Here is a 21,857-nt window from a genome sequence, read left to right on the forward strand (position 1 = left end):
GGATCAGATATCCACTTCGATGGCGTCGCCGTGCAACTCCATCAGCTCGCGGCGCGCCGCAGCCTCGCCCTTGCCCATCAGCTTGGTGACGACCTGCTCGGCCGCCGCAAAGTCCAGATTCATGAACTGCACGGGCAGCAGGCGGCGCGTGTCGGGGTTGAGCGTGGTTTCCCACAGCTGCTCGGCATTCATCTCGCCCAGGCCCTTGAAGCGGCTGATCTGGCATTTCTCGCGCGGCACGCCATCCTTGGCGGACTTGTCGAGGATGGCGGTCAGCTCGCCCTCGTCCAGCGCGTACATCTTGGCTGCTGGCTTCTTGCCCCGCGCAGGCACATCGACGCGGAACAGCGGCGGCAGCGCCACATGGATGTGGCCGGCCTCGATGAGCTTGGGGAAGTGGCGGAAGAACAGCGTGAGCAGCAGCACCTGGATGTGCGAGCCGTCCACGTCGGCATCCGAAAGAATGCAGATCTTGCCGTAGCGCAGGCCGGACAGGTCGGGCGTGTCATGGGGGCCATGCGGGTCCACGCCGATGGCCACCGAGATGTCGTGGATCTCGTTGTTGGCGAACAGGCGGTCACGGTCGACTTCCCAGGTGTTGAGCACCTTGCCGCGCAGGGGCAGCACGGCCTGGGTTTCCTTGTCGCGTCCCATCTTGGCGCTGCCGCCGGCCGAGTCGCCCTCGACCAGGAAGACCTCGTTCAGGCTCAGGTCGCGGCTTTCGCAATCGGTGAGCTTGCCGGGCAGCACGGCCACGCCCGAGCCCTTGCGCTTTTCGACCTTCTGGCCCGCCTTCTGGCGGGTCTGGGCGGCCTTGATGGCGATCTCGGCCAGCTTGCGGCCCCATTCCACATGCTCGTTGAGCCACAGCTCCAGCGCAGGGCGAACGTAGCCGCTGACCAGGCGCACGGCATCGCGCGAGTTCAGGCGCTCCTTGATCTGGCCCTGGAACTGCGGGTCCAGCACCTTGGCATTGAGCACGTAGCTGGCGCGCGCGAAGACGTCGTCAGGCATGAGCTTGACGCCCTTGGGCAGCAGCGAATGCATCTCGATGAAGGCCTTGACCGCCTGGAACAGGCCGTCGCGCAGGCCGCTGTCGTGCGTGCCGCCGGCCGTGGTGGGGATCAGGTTGACATAGCTTTCGCGCAGCGGCGCGCCATCCTCGGTGAAGGCCACGCACCAGGCGGCGCCCTCGCCTTCGGCAAAGCTGTCGTGGTTGCGGTCGGCAAAGCCCTCGCCTTCGAACAGGGGGATGACGGCCTCGCCATGCAGGCTTTGCTGCAGATAGTCGCGCAGGCCGCCCTTGAACTGCCAGGTCTGGGTGTCGCGCGTCTTCTCGTTGACCAGGGTCACCGACACGCCGGGCATGAGCACGGCCTTGCTGCGCAGCAGATGCATCAGCTCGCCCATGGGCAGCTGGGAGGATTCGAAGTAGCGGGCATCGGGCCACACGCGCACGGTCGTGCCCTGCTTGCGCTCGCCCGCGGCCAGCGGCCGCGACTGCAGGGGCTCGACCACGTCGCCGCCCGAGAAGGCGATGGTGGCCACCTTGCCCTCGCGGTGGATGCAGGCCTCAAGGCGCGTGGCCAGCGCATTCGTGACCGAGACGCCCACGCCATGCAGGCCGCCCGAGAAGCTGTAGGCGCCGCCCTTGCCCTTGTCGAACTTGCCGCCCGCATGCAGGCGGGTGAAGACCAGTTCCACCACGGGCGCCTTTTCCTCGGGGTGCATGCCGAAGGGGATGCCCCGGCCGTCGTCCTCGACGCTGTAGGAGCCGTCGGAATGCAGGGTGAAGCGGATTTTCTTGCCGAAGCCGGCCAGCGCCTCGTCGGCCGCGTTGTCGATCACCTCCTGCAGCACATGCAGGGGGTTGTCGGTGCGCGTGTACATGCCGGGACGCTGCTTGACGGGCTCCAGGCCCTTGAGCACGCGTATCGAGCCTTCGGAGTATTCGCTGGCGGAAGTGGGAGATGGTTTGACTGCCATGGGGGCGGATTGTAGTGCGCAGCCCGGCTCAGTGCTGGATACATTCACAGTCATTGACATTGACTATCCCGAAAAAGCCAGTGCCGCCAAGGGCTACGAAGTGCCGCGCTGGCGCATGGGCGACCCACGCGTCGCAGCGCAAAACCCGGAGTTTCGCTAAAGTTTGCCGCATGCACAAAAACAACCAACCCATGTCCATGGTGCAGATACTGCTGTGCGGGGGCGCAGTCGTGACGCTGTCCATGGGAATCCGGCACGGCTTCGGCCTGTGGCTGCAGCCCATCACCCAGGAGATGGGCTGGACGCGCGAGTCCTTCGCGCTGGCCATTGCCATCCAGAACCTGTCCTGGGGCGTGCTCGGCATCTTCGGCGGCATGCTGGCCGACCGCTTCGGCGCCTTCCGCGTGCTCCTGGTGGGCGCGCTGCTGTATGCGCTGGGCCTGGCCGGCATGGCCATGGCGCCCACGACAACCTGGTTCGCCCTGACGGCCGGCGTGGTGATAGGCGCAGCCCAGGCCGGCACCACCTATGCCGTGATCTACGGCGTGCTGGGCCGCCAGATTCCCGTGGCGCGGCGCAGCTGGGCCATGGGCGTGACGGCGGCGGCGGGCTCCTTCGGCCAGTTCTTCATGGTGCCCGTGGAAGGCAGCCTGATCTCGAACTTCGGCTGGTCCAACGCCCTGCTGCTGCTGTCGCTGTGCGCCCTGATGATCATTCCACTGGCCTTCGGCCTGCGCGAGCCGGGCTTCACGGCCGGCAATACCCGACCCGTGCGCGACCAGAGCGCGGGCCAGGCCGTCGCCGAAGCGCTGCGCACGCCCAGCTTCGTGCTGCTGACGGCCGGCTACTTCGTCTGCGGCTTCCAGGTGATGTTCATCGGCGTGCACATGCCCAGCTACCTCAAGGACTACGGCCTGGCACCGCAGGTGGCCAGCATCTCGCTGGCGCTGGTGGGGCTGTTCAACATCGTTGGCACCTACGTGGCCGGCAACCTGGGCCAGCGCCTGCCCAAGCGCTACCTGCTGTCCACCATCTACTTCACGCGCTCGGTGGTGATCGTGCTCTTCCTGCTCGCGCCGCTGACGCCCTGGTCGGTCTACATCTTCTCTGCCGCCATGGGCCTGCTGTGGCTGTCCACCGTGCCGCTGACCAACGCCACCGTGGCCCAGATCTTCGGCGTGCAGCATCTGTCCATGTTGAGCGGCATGGTGTTCTTCAGCCACCAGGTCGGCAGCTTCCTGGGCGTCTGGCTGGGCGGCTATCTGTATGACCACACGGGCAGCTACCAGGTGGTGTGGTACCTGGCCATCGGCCTGGGCGTGGCCGCCGGCCTGCTGAACCTGCCGATACGCGAAGCCCCGGTGGCAAGGCCGCGTGCAGCGCAGGCGGCGGCCTGACATGACGACAGCCACCACGCCCCGCCCACAGCTGCTGCGCAGGCTGGCGCTGTGGGCCGCCGTGCTGCTGGTGCTGGGCCTGGTCTTCATGCTCTATCTGCAGCCCGAGTTCATGCTGGGCATGGCCGACCAGCTCTGGGCCTGCTTCTGAAATTGAAGCGCGGCAAAGGCCTGGCGGCACAATGGCGGCCGCTTTCAATTCATTTCCGAAATTTCACATGCACGCAGCCACGCCGCCTTCGCCCTGGATCCAACGCTGGTCGCATCTTCTGGCACCCGAGGCCACCGTGCTCGACGTGGCCTGCGGCCCTGGCCGCCACATGCGCTGGTTCCATGCACGCGGCCATGCAGTGACGGGCGTGGACCGCGACGCCCAGGCCCTGGCCGGCCTGCAGGGCGTGGGCGAGCTGCTGTGCGCCGACATTGAAAACGGCCCCTGGCCCCTGCCCGGCAGGCAGTTCGGCGCCGTGGTCGTGACCCACTATCTGTGGCGCCCGCTGTGGCCGTCGCTGCTGGACAGCGTGGCCCCCGGCGGCGTGCTGCTGTACGAAACCTTTGCCCAGGGCAACGAGGCCTTCGGCAAGCCTTCCCGGCCCGATTTCCTGCTGGCGCCCGGCGAGCTGCTGCAGGCCTGCGCGGGCTGGCACATCGTGGCCTACGAGCACGGCCAGCTGGGCGAGCCCGATCGCGTGGTCCAGCGCATTGCGGCACTGCGCCCCGATGCAACAGGCCGGGAACCCGTGGCCATGCTGGCGCATCAGAAGGCGTCAGGCTCTGCAATCGCCTGAATCCCTACAGGCGACCGCCTTGGGCCTGCCTCCGACACTCGTTAGAATGATCCTTTCCCGTTTTTTCTTGCGGACATGACATCCTCCTCCGTCGCTCTCACTGGCAGCATCGTTGCCCTCATCACGCCCATGCACGAGGACGGTAGTGTTGACTACCCGGCGCTGCGAAAACTCATCGACTGGCATGTGGCCGAGGGCACGGACTGCATCGGCGTGGTGGGAACGACAGGCGAATCCCCCACCGTCAACGTGGAGGAACACTGCGAAATCATCCGCGTGTCCGTCGAGCAGGCTGCGGGCCGCGTTCCCGTGATGGCCGGCTGCGGCGCCAACAGCACGCACGAGGCCATCGAGCTGGCCCGCTACGCCAAGAAGGTCGGTGCCGACAGCCAGCTGCAGGTCGTGCCCTACTACAACAAGCCCACGCAGGAAGGCCAGTACCAGCATTTCAAGGCCATTGCCGAAGCGGTGGGCGACCTGCCTGTGGTGCTCTACAACGTGCCCGGCCGCTCGGTGGCCGACATGCAGCACGACACCGTGCTGCGCCTGGCGCAGATCCCCGCCATCATCGGCATCAAGGAAGCCACGGGCAACATCGAACGCGCCCAGTGGCTGATCCGTGAAGTGCCCGAAGGCTTCGGCGTGTACTCCGGCGATGATCCGACCGCTGTGGCACTGATGCTGTGCGGCGGCCACGGCAACATCAGCGTCACGGCCAACGTGGCGCCGCGCCTGATGAGCGATCTGTGCAAGGCGGCCCTGGCCGGCGACGTGCGCACCGCCATGGACATCCAGATGCGCCTGATGCCTGTGCACAAGAACCTCTTCGTCGAGGCCAACCCCATTCCCGTCAAGTGGGCCGCAGCCCGCCTGGGCCTTTGCGGCCCGGCCATGCGCCTGCCGATGACACCCCTGAGCAAGAATCTGGAAGCCACCGTGGAAGCCGCCCTGAGCTCCGCTGGCCTGCTGTGAGGCGCCCCGCCCCACCGACCGAACGCACCAAGGATATTCGCGTGAAACAGCCCATTGCACGTCTGAGCCTGCTGAGCCTGGCCATCGGCCTGACAGCCTGCACGACCACGTTCCAAGAGAGCAAGATCGACTACAAGAGCGCCGGCAAGCAGCAGGCGCCCACCCTGGAAGTCCCGCCAGACCTGACACAGCTGTCCACGGACTCCCGCTACGCCGTGCCCGGCGGCGTGGTCTCCGCCGCCGCCATGGAAGCCAACTCCAAGGCGCAAAAGCCGGCAGAGGGCCGAACGGCCACCGCCGCCCTGGGCGATGTGCGCATCGAGCGCAATGGCGAGCAGCGCTGGCTGGTGATCAAGCGTCCGGCCGACCAGCTGTGGGAGCCCGTGCGCGACTTCTGGCTGGAAAACGGCTTCATCTTCACCACCGAAGACCGCCAGCTCGGCATCATCGAAACCGATTGGGCCGAGAACCGCGCCAAGATCCCGCAGGACGTGATCCGCAAGACACTGGGCAAGGTCTTCGACGGCCTGTACTCCACCAGCGAGCGCGACAGGTTCCGCACCCGCCTGGAGCGCTCGGCCGACGGCTCCACCGAGGTCTACATCACGCACCGCGGCATGCAGGAGGTGTACACCAGCGCCCAGAAGGACCAGACCATCTGGCAGCCGCGCCCCTCCGATCCGGAACTGGAAACCGAATTCCTGCGCCGCCTGATGGTCAAGCTCGGCGTGAGCCAGGAGCAGGCCGACGCCGTGGCCAAGGCCAACACCACCACGGCAGCCGCCACCGGCAGCGTGCGCATGGAATCCGCCAACGGACAGCCCGTGCTGCAGATCGACGAAGGCTTTGACCGCGCATGGCGCCGTGTCGGCGTGGCCCTGGACCGCACGGGCTTCACCGTGGAAGACCGCGACCGCAGCCGCGGCATCTACTTCGTGCGCTATGTGGCGCCCGATGCCAAGGTCGAGCCCAAGGGATTCTTCAGCAAGCTGTTCAGCCGCTCGCCCGACGCGGCCGCGCCGGTCAAGTACCAGATCCAGGTGCGCAGCGAGGGCGACAAGTCCACGGTCACCGTGCTCAACACCCAGGGCCAGCCAGAGACCTCGGCCAATGCCCAGCGCATCGTGCGCGTCATCACCGACGACATGAAGTAGGCGATCCTCACGTCGGGATTGAGGCGGCAGCCGCCGCCCTCGCCTGCAGCCACCGCGCATTCACTTGCCGGTGGCTTTTTTGCATACGGGCCGTCGTGCATAGACCATGGATATGCATGACCGGGCCCTGGTGGACGAAAAAAAACCGCAGCCCGAAGGATGCGGTTTTTTCGCAGCACAAGCCTAAGCCTGTGCCACCGGCGAAGGCCGGATTACTGCTTGGTGGCTTCCTTGGCGGCAGCGTCGGCAGCAGCCTTGGCGGCGTCTGCAGCAGCAGCGTCAGCAGCGGGAGCGGCAGGTGCAGCTGCGTCAGCGGCGGGCGCTGCGGGAGCAGCTGCGTCGGCGGCGGGAGCAGCAGGAGCGGCTTCTGCAGGAGCGGGAGCTGCCGGTGCAGGAGCTTCAACAGCAGGAGCGGGAGCGGGGGCCGGAGCCTCTTCCTTCTTGCCGCAAGCGGCCAGAGCTGCAGCAGCGATCACGGTAGCCAGGATCAGAGAGTTCTTCATCACAGTTTCCTAGAGAGTAGGTAAGAAGACAGTAAACAGGAGGGCCCCGCCATTGCGACACCGGATGCAGGCAACCGGAGCGCTACGGCCAAGCCGCGTCAAAACATTCATTCGACTCGCGTCAGATTATAGGGAGGTTTTCCAGAAGCTGACCGAAACTGACAGCCTCAGAACAATTCCGCACAAATCCTCTTGCAAAGTCCGGATGGGGCAGTGGATTGACTGCCTTGACATGCACTGTGTAACAAAAGCAGGTGGCTGTCAATTTACTGACGGACTCAAGACAATTCTTTACAAATCTAACGAAGTCCGCCCTTGTTCAGCAGCACGCTGTCAACAGTGAATGCCCGAACTTAGCATGCCTGTGGCGCAGCGTCTACCCGGTTCAGGACAGCTTGCCGCCACGCACCCAGCCTGCGTCAAACCACGAGGACAGCAGCTCCAGCGCATCGTCGCTGGCCTTGGCCAGATCGGTGCGCGACAGCGCGCGCGTGTCGGCCAGCTTGCACATCAGCGTGGCATCGCGGCCACCGGCCAGATAGCTTTCTCCGTTGATGAAGATGTGCCTGGCGTCATACATCATGCGGGTGCGGCGGTCCAGGACCACGCTCTCGAACATGCCGTTTTCCTCGCCATGCTCGAACCACACATTGGCCTTGGGCTCGGTCATGTACTCGCCCAGAGCGCGCTCCAGCGCCAGCGGCTCGGCCAGCGCGCGTTCCAGCGACTTGCGGGCGAAATCGTGCAGGCTGGCGGGAATCTCGCCCGGGGCTTCGACGGCCGGCTGGTCGGGATCACGGTAGACGACCGGCACTTCGGGCTCATCGGGCTCGTCGGACATGCGCAGCAGCAGCTCGCGGGCCAGCTCGTCGCGCGCGGGCGAGCGAAAGCCGATGGAGTAGGTCATGCATTCGCCCTCGGCGATGCCGTCATGGGCCCACTTGGGCGGCAGGTAGAGCATGTCGCCGGGCTCGAGCACGAACTCCTCCTCGGGCTCGAAATTCGAGAGCACCTTCAGCGGCACATCGGGCTGCAGCGACAGGTCCTTCTGGCGGCCGATGCGCCAGCGCCGGCGGCCATGGGCCTGCAGCAGGAAGACGTCGTAGCTGTCGAAATGCGGGCCGACGCCGCCCTGGTCGGTGGCAAAGCTGATCATCAGGTCGTCCAGCCGCGCCTCGGGCACGAAGCGGAACTGCTGCATCAATTGGTGCACGCCGTCGTCGTGCAGGTCCACGCCCTGCACAAGCACGGTCCAGCCGGGCTTTTGCAGCGAAGGCAGGCTGCGGCGCGACAGCGGGCCGTGACTGAGCTTCCAGCTGCCGTCATCGTGCTGCTGGATCAGGCGCGATTCCACCCCGTCCTCGCCTGCCATGGCCAGCAGCCTGGCGCGCGGAATCAGGGGCTTGAAGCCCGGGATCGCCTGGCGCACCAGCAAGGGCTTCTTGTGCCAGTGGCGGCGCATGAATTGGGAAGCGGTAAGCCCGCCCAGCAGGGCAAGCGGGGTGTTGGTGTCCATGGAATGGTCCGAAATGAGCAGAAAGACAGGGCGGCATTGTCCTATGCGGCCATTGCCCTGTCCTGGCGCCAGCGCAAGCCGGCCCGAAATGGCCGGACGACGCTCAGCCCGCAGCCTTGCGCATGGCCCTGAAATCCGAGGGCGCCAGGCCCGTATAGGCCTTGAAGGCCCGGCTGAAATGCGCGCTGCTGCCAAAGCCGCAGTCCATGGCGACTTCGGTGATGGTGCGCTGCGCGTGCTCGGGCAGCAGCAGCTCGCGCATGCACAGCTCCAGCCGGCTGTGCTGTATGAAGGCGCCCAGGCTGGTCTGGCTGTCCGCAAAGGCGTTGTGCAAATGGCGCTTGCTGCAGTTGAGCGCGGCGGCCACGGACTCCACCGACAGGCCCGGATCGCGCAGATGGGCCACCACATGGGCGCGTATGCGGTCCTGCAGCGCCAGTTGCTGGGTGCCTGCCGTGCCCTGCCCGGCCAGCTCCTGCAGCGAAAGATGGACCATGTCCACCAGCAGCTCGCCCGCGCGGCGCGCCAGGTGCGGAGCCATGCCGGGCAGCTCCTGGTAGGTGCTGCGCATGGTCTCCAGCGCGATGCGGGCGATGCCCGAGCTGCCGCCCACATTGCGCCCCATCAGCCCTTCCAGCCGGATGCCCCGTTCCACGATGGCCTGGCGCGGCAGCATCACGATGAGGTGCTCCGACCATTCGGGATTGGCCACCTCGTACTCCTGCGCCGTGTCATAGATCACCCAGCTGCCCTTGCGCACGCTGGCCTCGCGGTTGTGCTGGCGCACGCTGGCCACGCCCTCCCAGGGCGCAACGATCTTCAGATAGGGCGACTCATGGGCGCGCAGGCCCTGCATGCTGCGCATGACGCGGTGGCGGCCCGCCTCCAGCCGGGTCAGGACCACATCCCCGGCATTGGCCACGCGCACATGGCCTTCGAACAGGCGTTCGCCATAGAGATCGGTATCCAGGCCCGCAAACAGGCTCGACATCCAGGCATGCCAGGCCGACGCCGTCTCGCCGGGCGGCAGTCCGTCGGTGCTCAACACCATGGCATCGGTCATGTGCGGTCTCTCCTGATCGCCGCACGGGTGAAGGATCTGTGTGCGGCCATGGACGTGATTATGGGAAAGTGCAGGCCCATCGCGCCCCATGGCTTTCCCCGCGGACAGCCAGGACAAGGGTAAACCCCGGAGCCCGTGCACGATCCGTCATGCGCTTTGTGCGCCCAGCGGGCTGCCTGCGCCATCGCCTGCTTCTACGATGACCGGCACGCCCGGCTGCGCCAACGCCCAGGCCACAACCGCATATCAAGGAGACAGTCATGATCGAACAAACCATGCTCATCGCAGGCCAGGCCGTCCAGGCCGGCAACGGCGCCACCTTCGAGCGCCGCAATCCGCTGGACGGATCGGTGGCCACGCGCGCCCCGGCCGCCACGCCCGAAGATGCCGTGCGCGCCGTCGAGGCCGCGCAAAAGGCCTTCCCCGCCTGGGCCGCGCTGGGCCCGACCGAGCGCCGCCAGATGCTGATGAAGGCATCGCAGGCGCTGGAGGCCAAGACCGAGGCCTTTGCCGCCGCCATGGCCGCCGAGACGGGCGCCTCGGGCATCTGGGCCGGCTTCAACGTGCACCTGGCTGCCAACATGTTCCTGGAGGCCGCATCGCTGACCACCCAGATCAATGGCCAGATCATTCCCTCGGACGTGCCCGGCAGCCTGGCCATGGCCGTGCGCCAGCCCGCTGGCGTGGTTCTGGGCATTGCGCCCTGGAATGCACCCGTCATCCTGGCCGTGCGCGCCATCGCCACGCCGCTGGCCTGCGGCAACACCGTGGTGCTCAAGGGCTCGGAGCTGTGCCCCGCCACGCACGGCCTGATCATCGAGGCCCTGCAGGAAGGCGGCCTGCCGCCCGGCGTGGTCAACTTCGTGACCAATGCGCCCGAAGATGCCGGCGCCGTGGTCGAGGCCATGGTGGCCCACCCGGCCGTGCGCCGCGTGAACTTCACAGGCTCCACGCGCGTGGGCCGCATCATCGGCCAGACCTGCGCCAAGTACCTCAAGCCCGCCATCCTGGAGCTCGGCGGCAAAGCGCCCTTCGTGGTGCTGGACGATGCAGACATCGACGCCGCCGTGGCCGGCTGCACCTTCGGTGCCTTCGCCAACTCGGGCCAGATCTGCATGTCCACCGAACGCATCATCGTGGACGAGGCCGTGGCCGGGGATTTCCTGGACAAGCTGGCGGCCCGTGCCACCTCGCTGCCGCTGGGCGATCCGCGCAAGGGTCCCGTGGTGCTGGGCTCGGTGGTGGACATGGCCACCGTGGAGCGCGCCAACCGCCTGATCGACGACGCGCTGGCCAAGGGCGCAAAGCTGCTGTGCGGCGGCAAGGCCACCAACACCCTGATGGCCGCCACGCTGATCGACGGCGTCACGCCCGAGATGGACATCTTCCGCGAGGAAACCTTCGCCCCCGTCAAGGCCATCGTGCGCGTACGCGGCGAGGAGCAGGCCATCGCCATGGCCAACGACAACGAGTTCGGCCTGTCCTCGTCCGTCTACACCCGCGACACCGCACGCGGCTGGCGCGTGGCCGCGCGCATCGAGGCCGGCATCTGCCACGTCAACGGCCCCACCGTGCATGACGAGGCACAGATGCCCTTTGGCGGCGTGAAAAACTCGGGCTACGGCCACTTCGGCGGCCAGGCAGGCATCGACGCCTTCACCGAGACGCGCTGGATCACCATGCAGACCGCGCCCCGCCACTATCCGTTCTGATCGGCAGGACTCGCCGCCCGGCCTGCGCAGCAGCCGGGCCGCCGTGGGAAAATCGCGCCAACGCGGCCGCCGGCACGCCTTCGTCAAATAAGGGCGCGCGCGGCGGTCTTTCTTTTCCCCCACCGCGGCATGGGCCGCACAAGCTGCACACCATGGAAATCACAGAACAATGCGTGGTCGCTCTGACCTGGACTCTCAAGGACACCCTGGGCGAGGAACTGGACGTGCTCGATGAGCCCGTGGAGTTCCTGGTCGGCGGCGACGACCTGCTCAAGCGCATCGAGGAGGCCCTGCAGGGCCACGGCCAGGGCAAGGTCCTGGACCTGCACCTGGAGCCCGAGGAAGCCTTCGGCGACTACAACGAAAGCCTGATCTTCCTGGAGCCGCGCGCCCTGTTCCCGGCAGAGCTGGAAGAAGGCATGAGCTTCGAGGCCAGCGCCCTGCCCAAGGGCTGCAGCGCCGTGCCGCCCGACCTGCTCTACACGGTGACCGAAATCTATCCCGAGCATGTGGTGCTGGACGGCAACCATCCGCTGGCCGGCATCGCGCTGCGCCTGCACCTGAAGGTCGAAGGCGTGCGCGAAGCCACCGAGGAGGAAATCGGCCGCGGCTCGGCCGGCACCGGTTTCTTCCGCATCCAGCCCATGGCACCGGGCAACGACACGCTGCACTGAAATTGCCGCGCTGAAATGGCAAAGGGCTCCCTTCGGGGAGCCCTTTTGCATGGAGCGAGCCTGGTACTCAGCGCAGCAGCTGGTTGTTGTCCACGCGCACGCTCTCGCCTACGCGCAGCTGCGGATTGCTCTGGTAGTCGAACACGCGCGTGCTGCCGTCGTTCAACTGCACGGTGACACGGTAGACATCGCGCAGGTCGCCAGGGCCGGTGTTCTTCTCGATGGCATTGCCCGCCATGGCACCGCCCACCACGCCCGCAATGGTGGCGATGTCGCGCCCGCTGCCCTTGCCCACCTGACGGCCCAGCACCCCGCCGACCACGCCACCCACCACTGCCCCGGCACCTATGCCCGAGCCACCGATGCCGCTGGGCTGCTGGATCTGAACCAGTTGCACATTGGTCACGCGCCCCTGCTGCACATAGCCACCGCCGCCCGGGTAGGCCGTGCCGGGCTGGCCGCTGGCGGGATAGCCCCCGCTGGGGTAGCCCCCGGTGGGATATCCGCCAGCGGGATAGCCACCTGCAGGGTAGCCGCCACCCGGATATCCGCCCTGCTGTGGATAGCCCGCGCAGGCGCTGAGCATCAGCGCTGCAATGCAGCTGGTGCCGATGGCGCCTAAGCGATGAATGGAAGGGGGCATGGAAATCTCCTGTGTACTGTCCGTGGATCGATCAAGGGCAGCCGCCGACCCGGCCTGCGGCTGCATACCACTGCAACGCCCCAGGCTGCATGTGCGCCGACCGGACTGAACACTTGCTGACAAAAATCAGCCCGCCGGCCCGGCCTCAATTGCGTGCTCGGATGCTGAGCACGTTGCCGTTGTTGCCATCGACATAGAGCTTCACGGGACGGCCATCGCTGGTCTGGCCCTTGACCTGGTAGAGGCCGTCTTCCCACTCGATCTCGCGCAGGTCGCGGTAGCCCAGGCCTTCCATGCGCTCGAAGACTTCGCGGATGCTCAGCCCCGGCCCCTGGAAGGCGCCGCGCACGGAGGCCACCGTGGTGGCCACGGCTTCGCCGGCCTGCACGGTCACCGAAGGACCGCCCGTGGCGGCGGCCTGGGCCTGCACCTGGGCGACCAGCCCGGCAGTGGCGATCAGAACAATGCCCAGGCCCGTCAGGCCATGGCGTGCAGCGCGGGAAATCAGTTGTCGGATGGAAGGCATGAGGTTCTCCTTGGCATGTGAAGGTCGGCGTCTGGGCCGGCGACTGGGCCGGCGACTGGGCCGGCGATTGGGTCGGCGATTGGGCTGGCGATGCATCTGAAAAGGCCGCATCTGCCGGCTGCTGCGCCTTCGTTTCCGGTGGATTGCGACGGCGTGCAGCCATTGTTCGATGCAGGCCATGAACGCAAGCTGAAGCAGCCGTTCATCCGAGGTTCATCCACGCTGGGCTATAAAGTTTTCCATGCCCACTCCATCCTTCTCCATTCCTCGCAGGTCCTGGATGCTGCTGGCCTCGCTGCTGCTGATGGCGGCGGCCCTGGCCTCCTGGACCACGCCCTCGGATGCCGGCGACAGCGACCATGAACTCGCGCGCCAGGCCCTGCAGCAAGGCCGCGTGCTGCCGCTGCGCACCGTGCTCGACCAGGTCGAGCGCGACTACCAGGGCCAGGTCATCAAGGTCGAGTTCGAGCATGACGACGGCCGCTTCATCTACGAGATCCGGCTGCTGCAATCGGGCGGCCGCGTGGCCAAGCTCAAGATCGATGCACGCGATGGCAAGGTGCTGAGCTTCAAGCGCAAGGACTAGGAAAAAGATGCGAATCCTCGTGGTGGAAGACGAGCCCACGCTGAGCAGCCAGCTCGTGCAGGCGCTGCAGCAGGCCGGGCATACGGTGGAGACGGCGGCCGACGGCGCAACGGCCCAGTACCTGGGCGAGGTCGAGGAGTTCGATGCCGCCGTGCTGGACCTGGGCCTGCCCGTGCGCGATGGCCTGACGGTGTTGCGCGCCTGGCGCGACCAAGGGCGGGTCATGCCGGTGATGATCCTCACGGCGCGCGGCGCCTGGCATGAGAAGGTGGCCGGCATGGATGCCGGCGCCGACGACTATCTGGCCAAGCCCTTCCACATGGAAGAGCTGATGGCCCGCCTGCGCGCCCTGCTGCGCCGGCTCAGCCCGCACGCCAGCGCCCAGTGGCAATGCGGCCCCATCGTGCTGGACTCGCGCCAGGCGCGTGTGAGCGTGGCGGGCCAGCCGCTCACGCTGACCAGCCATGAATTCAAGGTGCTGGCCCTGCTGATGCAGCGCGTGGGCCAGGTGATATCGCGCACCGAGCTGTCCGAACACATCTACCCGCAGGACAGCGACCGCGACTCCAACACCATCGAGGTCTTCGTCGGCCGCCTGCGCAAGAAACTGCCGGCCGGCAGCATAGAGACCGTACGCGGACTGGGCTACCGGCTGGTGGAAGGCGCGCCCGCTGCATGAACGCACCACAGGAAAGACAGGTATCCCGGCTCGGTGATTCGCTGCGCCTGCGCCTGCTGGCCGGCACGCTGGCCTGGGTGCTGGCGGCCGTGCTGCTGGCCGGCTGGGGACTGCGCGGACTGTTCCGCGATCACATCGCGCAGCAGTTGCAGGCGCAGCTGGTGCTGCAGCTCGACCAGCTCAGCGCAGCCGTCAACAGCCTGCCCGGCGGGCGCATTGAGGTAGGACTGGCCGTGGGCGATCCGCGCCTGGCGCAGCCGCTGTCGGGCCTGTACTGGCAGATCGACCAGGTGAGCGATGGGGCGGGCCCGCCCGAGAAGGCCGGCCTGCTGCGCTCTCGTTCGCTGTGGGACCAGACACTGGACTGGCGCCAGTTCCGTGCCGATGCCGGCAATCCCGGCGAACACCAGGAAGACACGGCGTTGAGCACGGGCATGCTGCCCGATGGTCAGGGCCACCCGCTCGTGGCCGTGGCACGCCCCCTGCAATTGCCCGAAGCCGACGCGCCGCCGTTGCGCCTGATCGTTGCGGCCGACAGCGCCCTGCTGGCCGAGCCCATGCAGCGCTTCACCACCATGCTGATCGCCGCACTGGGCACGCTGGCGGCCGGGCTGGCGCTGGCAGTGGTGCTGCAGCTGCGCCTGGCGCTGCGGCCGCTGCAGTTGCTGCGCACAGGCCTGTCCGACGTGCGCAAGGGGGCAACGCCGCGCCTCGAAGGCCGGTTTCCGCAGGAACTGCGCCCCCTGGTGCAGGAATTCAACCATGTGCTGGATGTGAACGCCGACATGGTGCAGCGCGCGCGCACGCAGGCCGGCAACCTGGCCCATGCGGTGAACACGCCGCTGTCCATCCTCGGCAATGCCGCCGCGCAGGAAGGCGGGGCGCTGGCCGAACTGGTTCGCGAGCAGGTCGCCAGCGCCAGCCGCCAGGTGGACCACCATCTGGCACGCGCCCGCGCTGCGGCCCGCCAGGCCACAGGCCTGCGCACGCCGCTGCAGCCGCCGCTGGCCTCGCTGGTGCGCACCATGGAGCGGCTGCACGCCGGCCGCGGCATCCGCTTCGCGCTGAAGGGCGATGCGCAGCCTTGGGACTTTCTGGGCGATGGCCAGGACCTGATGGAAATCCTGGGCAACCTGCTGGACAACGCCGGCAAGTGGGCAGCCCAGGCCGTGAGCCTGGAAGTCCAGGGCCTGGAGCACGATCAGGCCGGCGGCCCCTTGCTGCTGACGGTGGACGATGACGGCCCTGGCATCGAAGACGCCGACCTCGACCGCATCTTCGAGCGCGGCGAGCGCCTGGACGAGCGCAGGCCCGGCGCAGGGCTGGGCCTGGATATCGTGCGTGACCTGGTGCAGACCTATGGCGGCAGCATCGCAGCCAGCCGCTCGCCGCTGGGCGGCCTGCGCATGCAGCTGCACCTGCCCGGAGCGCGACGAGAGGCATGAGCGCGGGAGGCCGCAGGGCAGCGGCTCACCCCCCTCTCAGCGCACGCAGCACCTGCACCAGGGTGTCTGCCTGGGGAAACAGCCAGTCGGCCGCAGCGCCCAGCGCCACGGCGGCCACCAGCGCGCCCAGCACCGGCTTCCAGCTCAGGCGCAGCGCGGCCAGCAGCCAGCCTTCGCGCTCCACCACGTAGAGCGTGCGCGCCATCAGCAGCGCAAAGGCCACCTCCACCGCCACGGCCAGGAACAGGTCGGCCCCAAAGACCAGCCACAGCAGCGACCCTGCCCCCGTGACCGCGACCAGCAGCGCCGCAAACACCAGCAGCACGGGGACCAGGACGACCGCGCCTTCGTCCAGCCCATCGATGCCCGGCAGATCAAAGCCTTGCGAGGCCGAGGAAGCGGCCTCGGACATGGCGCCGCCGTCATCCCAGCTGCCGCTGGAGCCACCGCCACCATACGAACCGCCCTGCCCGCTGTCGAATCCGCCAGCCTCCGGCGTGCGGGCCGGTGAAGAACCGCTGCCGCCGGGCGTCACATCGGGAACATCGGACACCTCCCAGTCGCGGCGCAGCATGCATTCGGCCCACAGGCGCAGCAGCAGCAGGTACAGCAGATAGCCGCAGGCCAAGGCCACGCCATAGCGCAGCGCCATGCTGTGCATGCCCGCGTGCAGCAGGCCCAGGCTCAACAGCGACATGCCGGCCAGGCTCAACCCGCCCGTCAGTGCCGCATGCAGGCGCAGCCAGTGGCGCTGCTGCAGGCGGCGGCGCATGCGGTCTTCCTGCGTCAGCATCACGCGCGTCCATGACGCGGATGGGCGGTGGCGCGTGCGCCGGGATGGCCTGGCCATGCGGATTCCTCCCTGGAGCGATGCCCGGGCAGCGCGGCTGCGGGCGTTTTCTGGCTGAGCGCCTTATTGCTTGCCTGTAGAGCCGTAGCCGCCCGCGCCGCGCTCGGAAGCCGACTCGAACTCCTCGACCACATTGAAGCTGGGCTGCACCACGGGCACGATGATCAGCTGGGCCAGGCGGTCCATGGGCTGCAGCGTGAAGGCCGTGGCCGAGCGGTTCCAGGCGCTGACCATGAGCTGGCCCTGGTAATCGCTGTCGATCAGGCCGACCAGGTTGCCCAGCACGATGCCGTGCTTGTGGCCCATGCCCGAGCGCGGCAGGATCATGGCGGCGTAGCCGGGGTCCTTGAGGTACATGGCCATGCCCGTGGGCACCAGTTGCCATTGGCCGGGCTCCAGCATCAAAGGCGCATCGATGCAGGCGCGCAGGTCCAGGCCCGCGCTTCCCGGCGTGGCGTAGGCGGGCATGTTCTCGCGCAGGCGCGCGTCAAGGATCTTGATATCAACGTTCATGGAAACAATCTGGGGAGCGCCTCACGGCAGGCTCTCTTGAAAAGCAAAGCGCGCATTGTGCCCCGCGCCGTCACCCGGACGACTTGAGCCCGCTGCGAAAGCCTTTGACGATGGCATTGATGATGGTGAGCAGCAGGATGAAGGGGCCGACGCCCGGAATCACCACGGCCAGGATCAGGCCGATCACGATACCCAGCAACTGGCCCGGACCTATCTTGAAGACCGTCTTCTTGACAGCCTTGGCGGCGGAGGAGGCCTGGGCTTGCTGTGCCCGCGCCGCCTGCCGGCCGCGATCGGCCCTGCCACCATTTCTATCGCCGTTCCTGTCGCCTGCAGACGGCGGGCGCCCCGGCAGGGCAGGCACCGAAGCCTGCTGCGCGGCGATGCGCGCCTTCTCGGCCGCAGCCTGCACCTGCTCGCGCACGCGCTCGACCACGGACTGGGACTGCGCGCCCGGCGTGGCCACCGAGTCGGTGAAATCGCTGCGTCCCTGCGCCATCCAGCCATGGGCCGCAGAGCGGTACAGGGGGCTGGCGCGCAGCAGCTCATCCACATAGCGCACATAGTCGCCGTGGCGGGGACCTTCGTAGGTGTTCTGTGACATGCGGGCCTTCGATGGTGTCAAGGGGCGGGCGGCAGGCGCCGGGCGATCTCGGCCACCAGCTGGCGCGCCAGCAGGGACTTGGAGGCGTGCGGCAACTCCTGGGTGCCGGACTCGTCGATCAGCAGCAGGGCATTGTCATCCCGCCCAAAGGTTGCGGGACCGATATTGCCCACCAGCAGCGGCACCTGCTTGCGCAGGCGCTTGGCGCTGGCGTGCTGCAGCAGGTCATGGCTTTCGGCGGCGAAGCCCACGCAGTACAGCCGTCCGCTGCGTGCGGGCTCGGACTGCGCGGCGGCCGCCAGGATGTCGGGGTTCTCGACGAAGGTCAGCGTGGGGGTCTGGCCCGAGCCGTCCTTCTTGATCTTCTGGTCTGACGCCGTGGCCGGGCGCCAGTCGGCCACGGCCGCCGTGGCGATGAACACGCCAGCCTGGGGCAGTTGCTGCTGCACGGCATCGAACATCTGCTGCGCCGATTGCACGTCGATGCGCTGCACGCCGCGCGGCGTGCGCAGGTGCACGGGCCCGGCCACCAGGGTCACCTGGGCGCCCGCCTCGCGTGCGGCGCGCGCAACGGCAAAGCCCATCTTTCCGCTGGAATGGTTGGTAATGCCGCGCACGGGGTCGATGGCCTCGAAGGTCGGGCCCGCCGTGACCAGCACCTGCCGGCCCTGCAGCAGCTTGGGCGTGAAGAAGGCAGCCAGCTCCTCCATGATTTCCTCGGGCTCCAGCATGCGGCCGTCGCCCACCTCGCCACAGGCCTGGTCGCCCGTTCCCACGCCCAGCACCAGCGCGCCGTCGGCGGCCACCTGCGCCAGGTTGCGCTGCGTGGCCGGGTGTGCCCACATCTCGCGGTTCATGGCCGGCGCCAACAGCAGGGGCACGCGGTCCATGGGGCGCGCCAAGCACATCAGGCTCAGCAACTCGTCGGAGCGGCCCTGCACCAGGCGCGCGATGAAGTCGGCGCTGCAGGGCGCGATCAGCATCGCGTCGGCCTCGCGGCTGAGGTTGATGTGGGGCATGTTGTTGGGCTCGCGCGCGTCCCACTGCGAACCATAGACGGGGCGGCCCGACAGCGCCTGCATGGTCACCGGCGTGATGAACTGCTCGGCCGCCTCGGTCATCACCACCTGCACGGTGGCCCCGGCCTGTACCAGCAGGCGCACCAGCTGGGCAGATTTGTAACAAGCCACGCCTCCGGAGAGGCCGAGCACCAGATGTTTACCAGCGAACACTTCAGTCATGGCGCGCAATTTAGCAGAGCCGCAACGTCCGAGCAGCCCCGCGCGGCGCGGCGAATTCGGCGGCGCATCTATAATCCTGCTTTACCACCACCAATAAAAGACATGACCAAATTTGTCTTCGTCACAGGCGGTGTGGTGTCTTCCCTGGGCAAGGGAATCGCCTCAGCCTCCCTTGCTGCGATCCTCGAATCGCGCGGCCTCAAAGTCACTCTCATCAAGCTGGACCCGTACATCAACGTGGACCCGGGCACCATGTCGCCCTTCCAGCACGGTGAAGTGTTCGTGACCGACGATGGCGCAGAGACCGATCTGGACCTGGGCCACTACGAGCGTTTCATCGAAACGCGCATGAAGCAGTCCAACAACTTCACCACCGGCCGCATCTACCAGAGCGTTCTGGAGAAGGAGCGCCGCGGCGACTACCTGGGCAAGACCGTGCAGGTGATTCCTCACGTGACCAATGAAATCCAGGAGTACATCAAGCGCGGCGCCGGCATCGGCACGCCGGATGCCGTGGACGTGGCCATCTGCGAAGTCGGCGGCACGGTGGGCGACATCGAGTCCCTGCCCTTCCTCGAAGCCGTGCGCCAGCTGGCCCTCAAGCAGGGCCCCAACAACACGGCCTTCGTGCACCTGACCTACCTGCCCTGGATCGCCACGGCTGGAGAGCTCAAGACCAAGCCCACGCAGCACACCGTGCAGAAGCTGCGCGAGATCGGAATCCAGCCCGACGCCCTGCTGTGCCGCGCCCAGCACCGCGTGCCGGACGAGGAAAAGGAAAAGATCTCGCTGTTCACCAACGTTCCCGAATGGGGCGTGATCTCCATGTGGGACGTGGACACCATCTACAAGGTGCCCCGCATGCTGCACGAGCAGGGCCTGGACGGCCTGATCTGCGACAAGCTGCGCCTGAACACGCCGCCCACCAACCTCAAGCGCTGGGATGACCTGGTCCACGAGACCGAGCACCCGCAGGGCGAGGTCAAGATCGCCATGGTCGGCAAGTACGTCGAGCTGTCGGACGCCTACAAGTCCGTCAACGAGGCACTCAAGCACGCCGGCATGCAAAGCCATGTAGCCGTGAAGATCACCCATGTGGACTCCGAGACCATCAGCGACGCCAATGCGCGCGACAAGCTCTCGCAGTACGACGCCATCCTCGTGCCCGGCGGCTTCGGCTCGCGCGGCGTGGAAGGCAAGATCTCCACGGCCCGCTACGCCCGCGAAAACAAGGTGCCCTACCTGGGCATCTGCCTGGGCATGCAGGTGGCCACCATCGAATACGCCCGCCATGTGGCCGGCCTCGAAGGCGCCAACTCCACCGAGTTCGACCCCAAGTCCGCCAACCCCGTGATCGCCCTGATCACCGAGTGGAAGGATGCCGACGGCACGGTCAAGACCCGCGACGAGAACTCCGACCTGGGCGGCACCATGCGCCTGGGCGCGCAGTCCTCCGACGTGCAGGCCGGCACGCTGGCCCACAGCATCTACGGTGACGTGGTCACCGAGCGCCACCGCCATCGCTATGAAGCCAACGTCCAGTATCTGGACCAGCTGCGCGAAGCGGGCCTGGTGATCTCGGCGCTGACCCAGCGTGAGCAGCTGACCGAGATCGTCGAACTTCCCAAGGAAGTTCACCCCTGGTACATCGGCGTGCAGTTCCACCCCGAGTTCAAGTCCACGCCTTGGAGCGGCCACCCGCTGTTCAATGCCTTCGTGAAGGCTGCGATCGAGCGCCAGAAGGCACCGCGCAAGTCCTGAGCCCCGCAACGCCGCCCACCATTTCCCAAGGAATCCCCACCATGAAACTCTGCGGCTTCGACGTCGGCCTCGACCGGCGCTTCTTTCTCATTGCAGGTCCCTGCGTCGTCGAGTCCGAGCAGCTGCAGATGGACGTGGCGGGGCAGCTCAAGGAAATCACGGCGGCCCTGGGCATCCACTTCATCTTCAAGAGCAGCTACGACAAGGCCAACCGCAGCTCGGGCGCCAGCTTTCGCGGCCCGGGCATGGACAAGGGCCTGGAGATCCTCGCCAAGGTGAAGAAGGACCTGCAGGTCCCCATCCTGACCGACGTCCACACCGAGGCCGAGATACCGGCCGTGTCCCAGGTCGTGGACGTGCTGCAGACGCCGGCCTTCCTGTGCCGCCAGACCGACTTCATCCGTGCCGTGGCCCAGTCGGGCCGGCCGGTGAACATCAAGAAGGGCCAGTTCCTGGCCCCGCATGACATGAAGAATGTCATCGACAAGGCCCGCGCCGCCGCCAAGGAGGCCGGCCTGCCCGAGGACAGCTTCATGGCCTGCGAGCGCGGCGCCAGCTTCGGCTACAACAATCTGGTCTCGGACATGCGCAGCCTGTCCATCATGCGCGAGACCGGTGCGCCCGTTGTCTTCGATGCCACGCACAGCGTGCAGCTGCCCGGCGGCAACGGCACCAGCAGCGGCGGCATGCGCGAGATGGTGCCCGTGCTCTCGCGTGCGGCCGTGGCCGTGGGCGTGGCCGGACTGTTCATGGAAACCCATCCCAATCCTCCCTGCGCCCTCAGCGACGGCCCCAACGCCGTGCCGCTCAAGCACATGAAGGCCCTGCTCGAAACCCTGGTCGCGCTCGACGACGTGACCAAGAAGAACGGCTTCCTCGAAAACGATTTTGGAGTCTGACCCATGGCCAGCGGCTACATCATTGCGTCCGTCACCGTCACCAAGCCCGAGCAGTACGAGGAGTACCGCAAGTGGAGCACCGAGGCCATGCGCGCGCATGGTGCCGAAGTCTGCGTGCGCGGCGGCAAGGTCGAAGTGCTCGAAGGCGACTGGAATCCCGGCCGCACCGTGATCCTCAAGTTCCCCAGCTTCGAGGCCGCCAAGGCTTTCTACGACACGCCCGAGTACCTGCGTGCCCGCGAAGCCCGCGAAGGCGCGGCCATCATGCGCATGGTCTGCGTCGAGGGCGTCTGACCGCGGCCAGCGATACCCGGCCCGTCAAGAGCGCAGCGCATACAAAGCCAT

General features: G+C 67.2%; 23 protein-coding genes. 13 read left to right on the forward strand and 10 right to left on the reverse strand.

Annotated elements, in window-relative coordinates; translation table 11 throughout:
• Positions 1 to 3: 3 nt before the first annotated feature.
• A complete protein-coding gene (locus tag ACF8ML_RS14270; protein WP_016447623.1) occupies positions 4 to 1,986 on the reverse strand; it encodes a DNA topoisomerase IV subunit B in 1,983 nt (660 codons plus the stop codon).
• Between the two features lie 170 nt (positions 1,987 to 2,156).
• Here ACF8ML_RS14270 and ACF8ML_RS14275 point away from each other — a divergent pair, with 170 nt between their 5' ends.
• From ACF8ML_RS14275 to bamC, 5 genes are all read left to right on the forward strand, one after another.
• Positions 2,157 to 3,383 carry an MFS transporter gene (locus ACF8ML_RS14275; RefSeq protein ID WP_017404391.1) on the forward strand — a complete coding sequence of 409 codons (1,227 nt, stop codon included), beginning with the start codon at positions 2,157 to 2,159 and terminating at the stop codon, positions 3,381 to 3,383.
• 1 nt (position 3,384) lies between these two features.
• Positions 3,385 to 3,534: a hypothetical protein gene (locus ACF8ML_RS14280; RefSeq protein WP_016447625.1), complete on the forward strand. Its 150-nt coding sequence runs from the start codon at positions 3,385 to 3,387 to the stop codon at positions 3,532 to 3,534.
• 67 nt (positions 3,535 to 3,601) lie between these two features.
• Positions 3,602 to 4,171 carry a bifunctional 2-polyprenyl-6-hydroxyphenol methylase/3-demethylubiquinol 3-O-methyltransferase UbiG gene (locus tag ACF8ML_RS14285; protein ID WP_047219397.1) on the forward strand — a complete coding sequence of 190 codons (570 nt, stop codon included), beginning with the start codon at positions 3,602 to 3,604 and terminating at the stop codon, positions 4,169 to 4,171.
• 75 nt (positions 4,172 to 4,246) lie between these two features.
• The gene (gene dapA / locus ACF8ML_RS14290; protein ID WP_016447627.1) at positions 4,247 to 5,143 is read left to right on the forward strand and encodes a 4-hydroxy-tetrahydrodipicolinate synthase; all 897 of its coding nucleotides are present in this window, start codon (positions 4,247 to 4,249) and stop codon (positions 5,141 to 5,143) included.
• Between the two features lie 41 nt (positions 5,144 to 5,184).
• Positions 5,185 to 6,297 carry an outer membrane protein assembly factor BamC gene (gene bamC, locus ACF8ML_RS14295; RefSeq protein WP_016447628.1) on the forward strand — a complete coding sequence of 371 codons (1,113 nt, stop codon included), beginning with the start codon at positions 5,185 to 5,187 and terminating at the stop codon, positions 6,295 to 6,297.
• A gap of 212 nt (positions 6,298 to 6,509) precedes the next feature.
• On the opposite strand, the gene ACF8ML_RS14300 is transcribed toward bamC, so the two are convergent.
• From ACF8ML_RS14300 to ACF8ML_RS14310, 3 genes are all read right to left on the reverse strand, one after another.
• Entirely contained in the window at positions 6,510 to 6,800 is a 291-nt protein-coding gene (locus ACF8ML_RS14300) for a hypothetical protein (RefSeq protein ID WP_074920994.1), read from the reverse strand.
• 385 nt (positions 6,801 to 7,185) lie between these two features.
• A complete protein-coding gene (locus ACF8ML_RS14305) occupies positions 7,186 to 8,316 on the reverse strand; it encodes a cupin domain-containing protein (protein ID WP_047326672.1) in 1,131 nt (376 codons plus the stop codon).
• 103 nt (positions 8,317 to 8,419) lie between these two features.
• A complete protein-coding gene (locus ACF8ML_RS14310) occupies positions 8,420 to 9,379 on the reverse strand; it encodes a helix-turn-helix domain-containing protein (protein WP_047326671.1) in 960 nt (319 codons plus the stop codon).
• A gap of 260 nt (positions 9,380 to 9,639) precedes the next feature.
• Here ACF8ML_RS14310 and ACF8ML_RS14315 point away from each other — a divergent pair, with 260 nt between their 5' ends.
• Positions 9,640 to 11,091, forward strand: a complete 1,452-nt coding sequence (locus ACF8ML_RS14315) for an aldehyde dehydrogenase (RefSeq protein WP_047326670.1) — start codon at positions 9,640 to 9,642, stop codon at positions 11,089 to 11,091.
• Between the two features lie 152 nt (positions 11,092 to 11,243).
• Positions 11,244 to 11,765 carry a peptidylprolyl isomerase gene (locus tag ACF8ML_RS14320; RefSeq protein ID WP_043789867.1) on the forward strand — a complete coding sequence of 174 codons (522 nt, stop codon included), beginning with the start codon at positions 11,244 to 11,246 and terminating at the stop codon, positions 11,763 to 11,765.
• A gap of 67 nt (positions 11,766 to 11,832) precedes the next feature.
• Here the strand turns inward: ACF8ML_RS14320 and ACF8ML_RS14325 are convergent, their stop codons facing one another.
• Together ACF8ML_RS14325 and ACF8ML_RS14330 are read right to left on the reverse strand one after the other, a co-directional pair.
• Positions 11,833 to 12,408 carry a glycine zipper 2TM domain-containing protein gene (locus tag ACF8ML_RS14325; protein WP_047326669.1) on the reverse strand — a complete coding sequence of 192 codons (576 nt, stop codon included), beginning with the start codon at positions 12,406 to 12,408 and terminating at the stop codon, positions 11,833 to 11,835.
• Positions 12,409 to 12,553: 145 nt separating this feature from the next.
• Positions 12,554 to 12,934, reverse strand: a complete 381-nt coding sequence (locus ACF8ML_RS14330) for a PepSY domain-containing protein (protein WP_043789865.1) — start codon at positions 12,932 to 12,934, stop codon at positions 12,554 to 12,556.
• A gap of 280 nt (positions 12,935 to 13,214) precedes the next feature.
• Between ACF8ML_RS14330 and ACF8ML_RS14335 the strand changes: the two genes are divergently transcribed.
• The 3 genes from ACF8ML_RS14335 to ACF8ML_RS14345 are packed head-to-tail and all read left to right on the forward strand — an operon-like array spanning position 13,215 to position 15,644.
• Positions 13,215 to 13,520, forward strand: coding sequence for a PepSY domain-containing protein (locus tag ACF8ML_RS14335; RefSeq protein WP_016447635.1), 306 nt, complete (start codon positions 13,215 to 13,217; stop codon positions 13,518 to 13,520).
• A gap of 7 nt (positions 13,521 to 13,527) precedes the next feature.
• Positions 13,528 to 14,199 (forward strand): response regulator transcription factor, encoded by a 672-nt coding sequence (locus ACF8ML_RS14340; RefSeq protein ID WP_047326668.1) that lies wholly within the window; start codon positions 13,528 to 13,530, stop codon positions 14,197 to 14,199.
• On the forward strand, positions 14,196 to 15,644 hold the full coding sequence (locus ACF8ML_RS14345) for an ATP-binding protein (RefSeq protein ID WP_047326667.1): 1,449 nt from the start codon (positions 14,196 to 14,198) through the stop codon (positions 15,642 to 15,644). Before ACF8ML_RS14340 ends, ACF8ML_RS14345 begins: the two co-directional genes overlap by 4 nt.
• 25 nt (positions 15,645 to 15,669) lie before the next feature.
• Here ACF8ML_RS14345 and ACF8ML_RS14350 read toward each other — a convergent pair whose 3' ends face one another.
• The 4 genes from ACF8ML_RS14350 to coaBC all read right to left on the reverse strand — a co-directional run bounded on the left by ACF8ML_RS14350 (position 15,670) and on the right by coaBC (position 18,852).
• On the reverse strand, positions 15,670 to 16,494 hold the full coding sequence (locus ACF8ML_RS14350; RefSeq protein ID WP_047326666.1) for a hypothetical protein: 825 nt from the start codon (positions 16,492 to 16,494) through the stop codon (positions 15,670 to 15,672).
• Positions 16,495 to 16,557: 63 nt separating this feature from the next.
• Complete coding sequence (gene dut / locus ACF8ML_RS14355; RefSeq protein WP_016447639.1) at positions 16,558 to 17,007, reverse strand: dUTP diphosphatase; 450 nt, start codon at positions 17,005 to 17,007, stop codon at positions 16,558 to 16,560.
• 70 nt (positions 17,008 to 17,077) lie between these two features.
• Positions 17,078 to 17,611 (reverse strand): hypothetical protein, encoded by a 534-nt coding sequence (locus ACF8ML_RS14360; RefSeq protein ID WP_047326665.1) that lies wholly within the window; start codon positions 17,609 to 17,611, stop codon positions 17,078 to 17,080.
• Between the two features lie 17 nt (positions 17,612 to 17,628).
• Positions 17,629 to 18,852, reverse strand: coding sequence for a bifunctional phosphopantothenoylcysteine decarboxylase/phosphopantothenate--cysteine ligase CoaBC (gene coaBC / locus ACF8ML_RS14365; protein WP_047326664.1), 1,224 nt, complete (start codon positions 18,850 to 18,852; stop codon positions 17,629 to 17,631).
• A 102-nt stretch (positions 18,853 to 18,954) separates the two neighbouring features.
• Between coaBC and ACF8ML_RS14370 the strand changes: the two genes are divergently transcribed.
• The 3 genes from ACF8ML_RS14370 to ACF8ML_RS14380 are packed head-to-tail and all read left to right on the forward strand — an operon-like array spanning position 18,955 to position 21,806.
• Positions 18,955 to 20,613 carry a CTP synthase gene (locus tag ACF8ML_RS14370; RefSeq protein ID WP_016447642.1) on the forward strand — a complete coding sequence of 553 codons (1,659 nt, stop codon included), beginning with the start codon at positions 18,955 to 18,957 and terminating at the stop codon, positions 20,611 to 20,613.
• 41 nt (positions 20,614 to 20,654) lie between these two features.
• Complete coding sequence (gene kdsA, locus ACF8ML_RS14375) at positions 20,655 to 21,512, forward strand: 3-deoxy-8-phosphooctulonate synthase (protein ID WP_017404374.1); 858 nt, start codon at positions 20,655 to 20,657, stop codon at positions 21,510 to 21,512.
• Positions 21,513 to 21,515: 3 nt separating this feature from the next.
• Entirely contained in the window at positions 21,516 to 21,806 is a 291-nt protein-coding gene (locus ACF8ML_RS14380) for a DUF1330 domain-containing protein (protein ID WP_016447644.1), read from the forward strand.
• Positions 21,807 to 21,857 lie beyond the last annotated feature (51 nt).

Origin of the sequence: Delftia sp. WSY_10 (assembly GCF_043104705.1) — a bacterium.
Lineage (GTDB): Bacteria > Pseudomonadota > Gammaproteobacteria > Burkholderiales > Burkholderiaceae_C > Comamonas > Comamonas tsuruhatensis.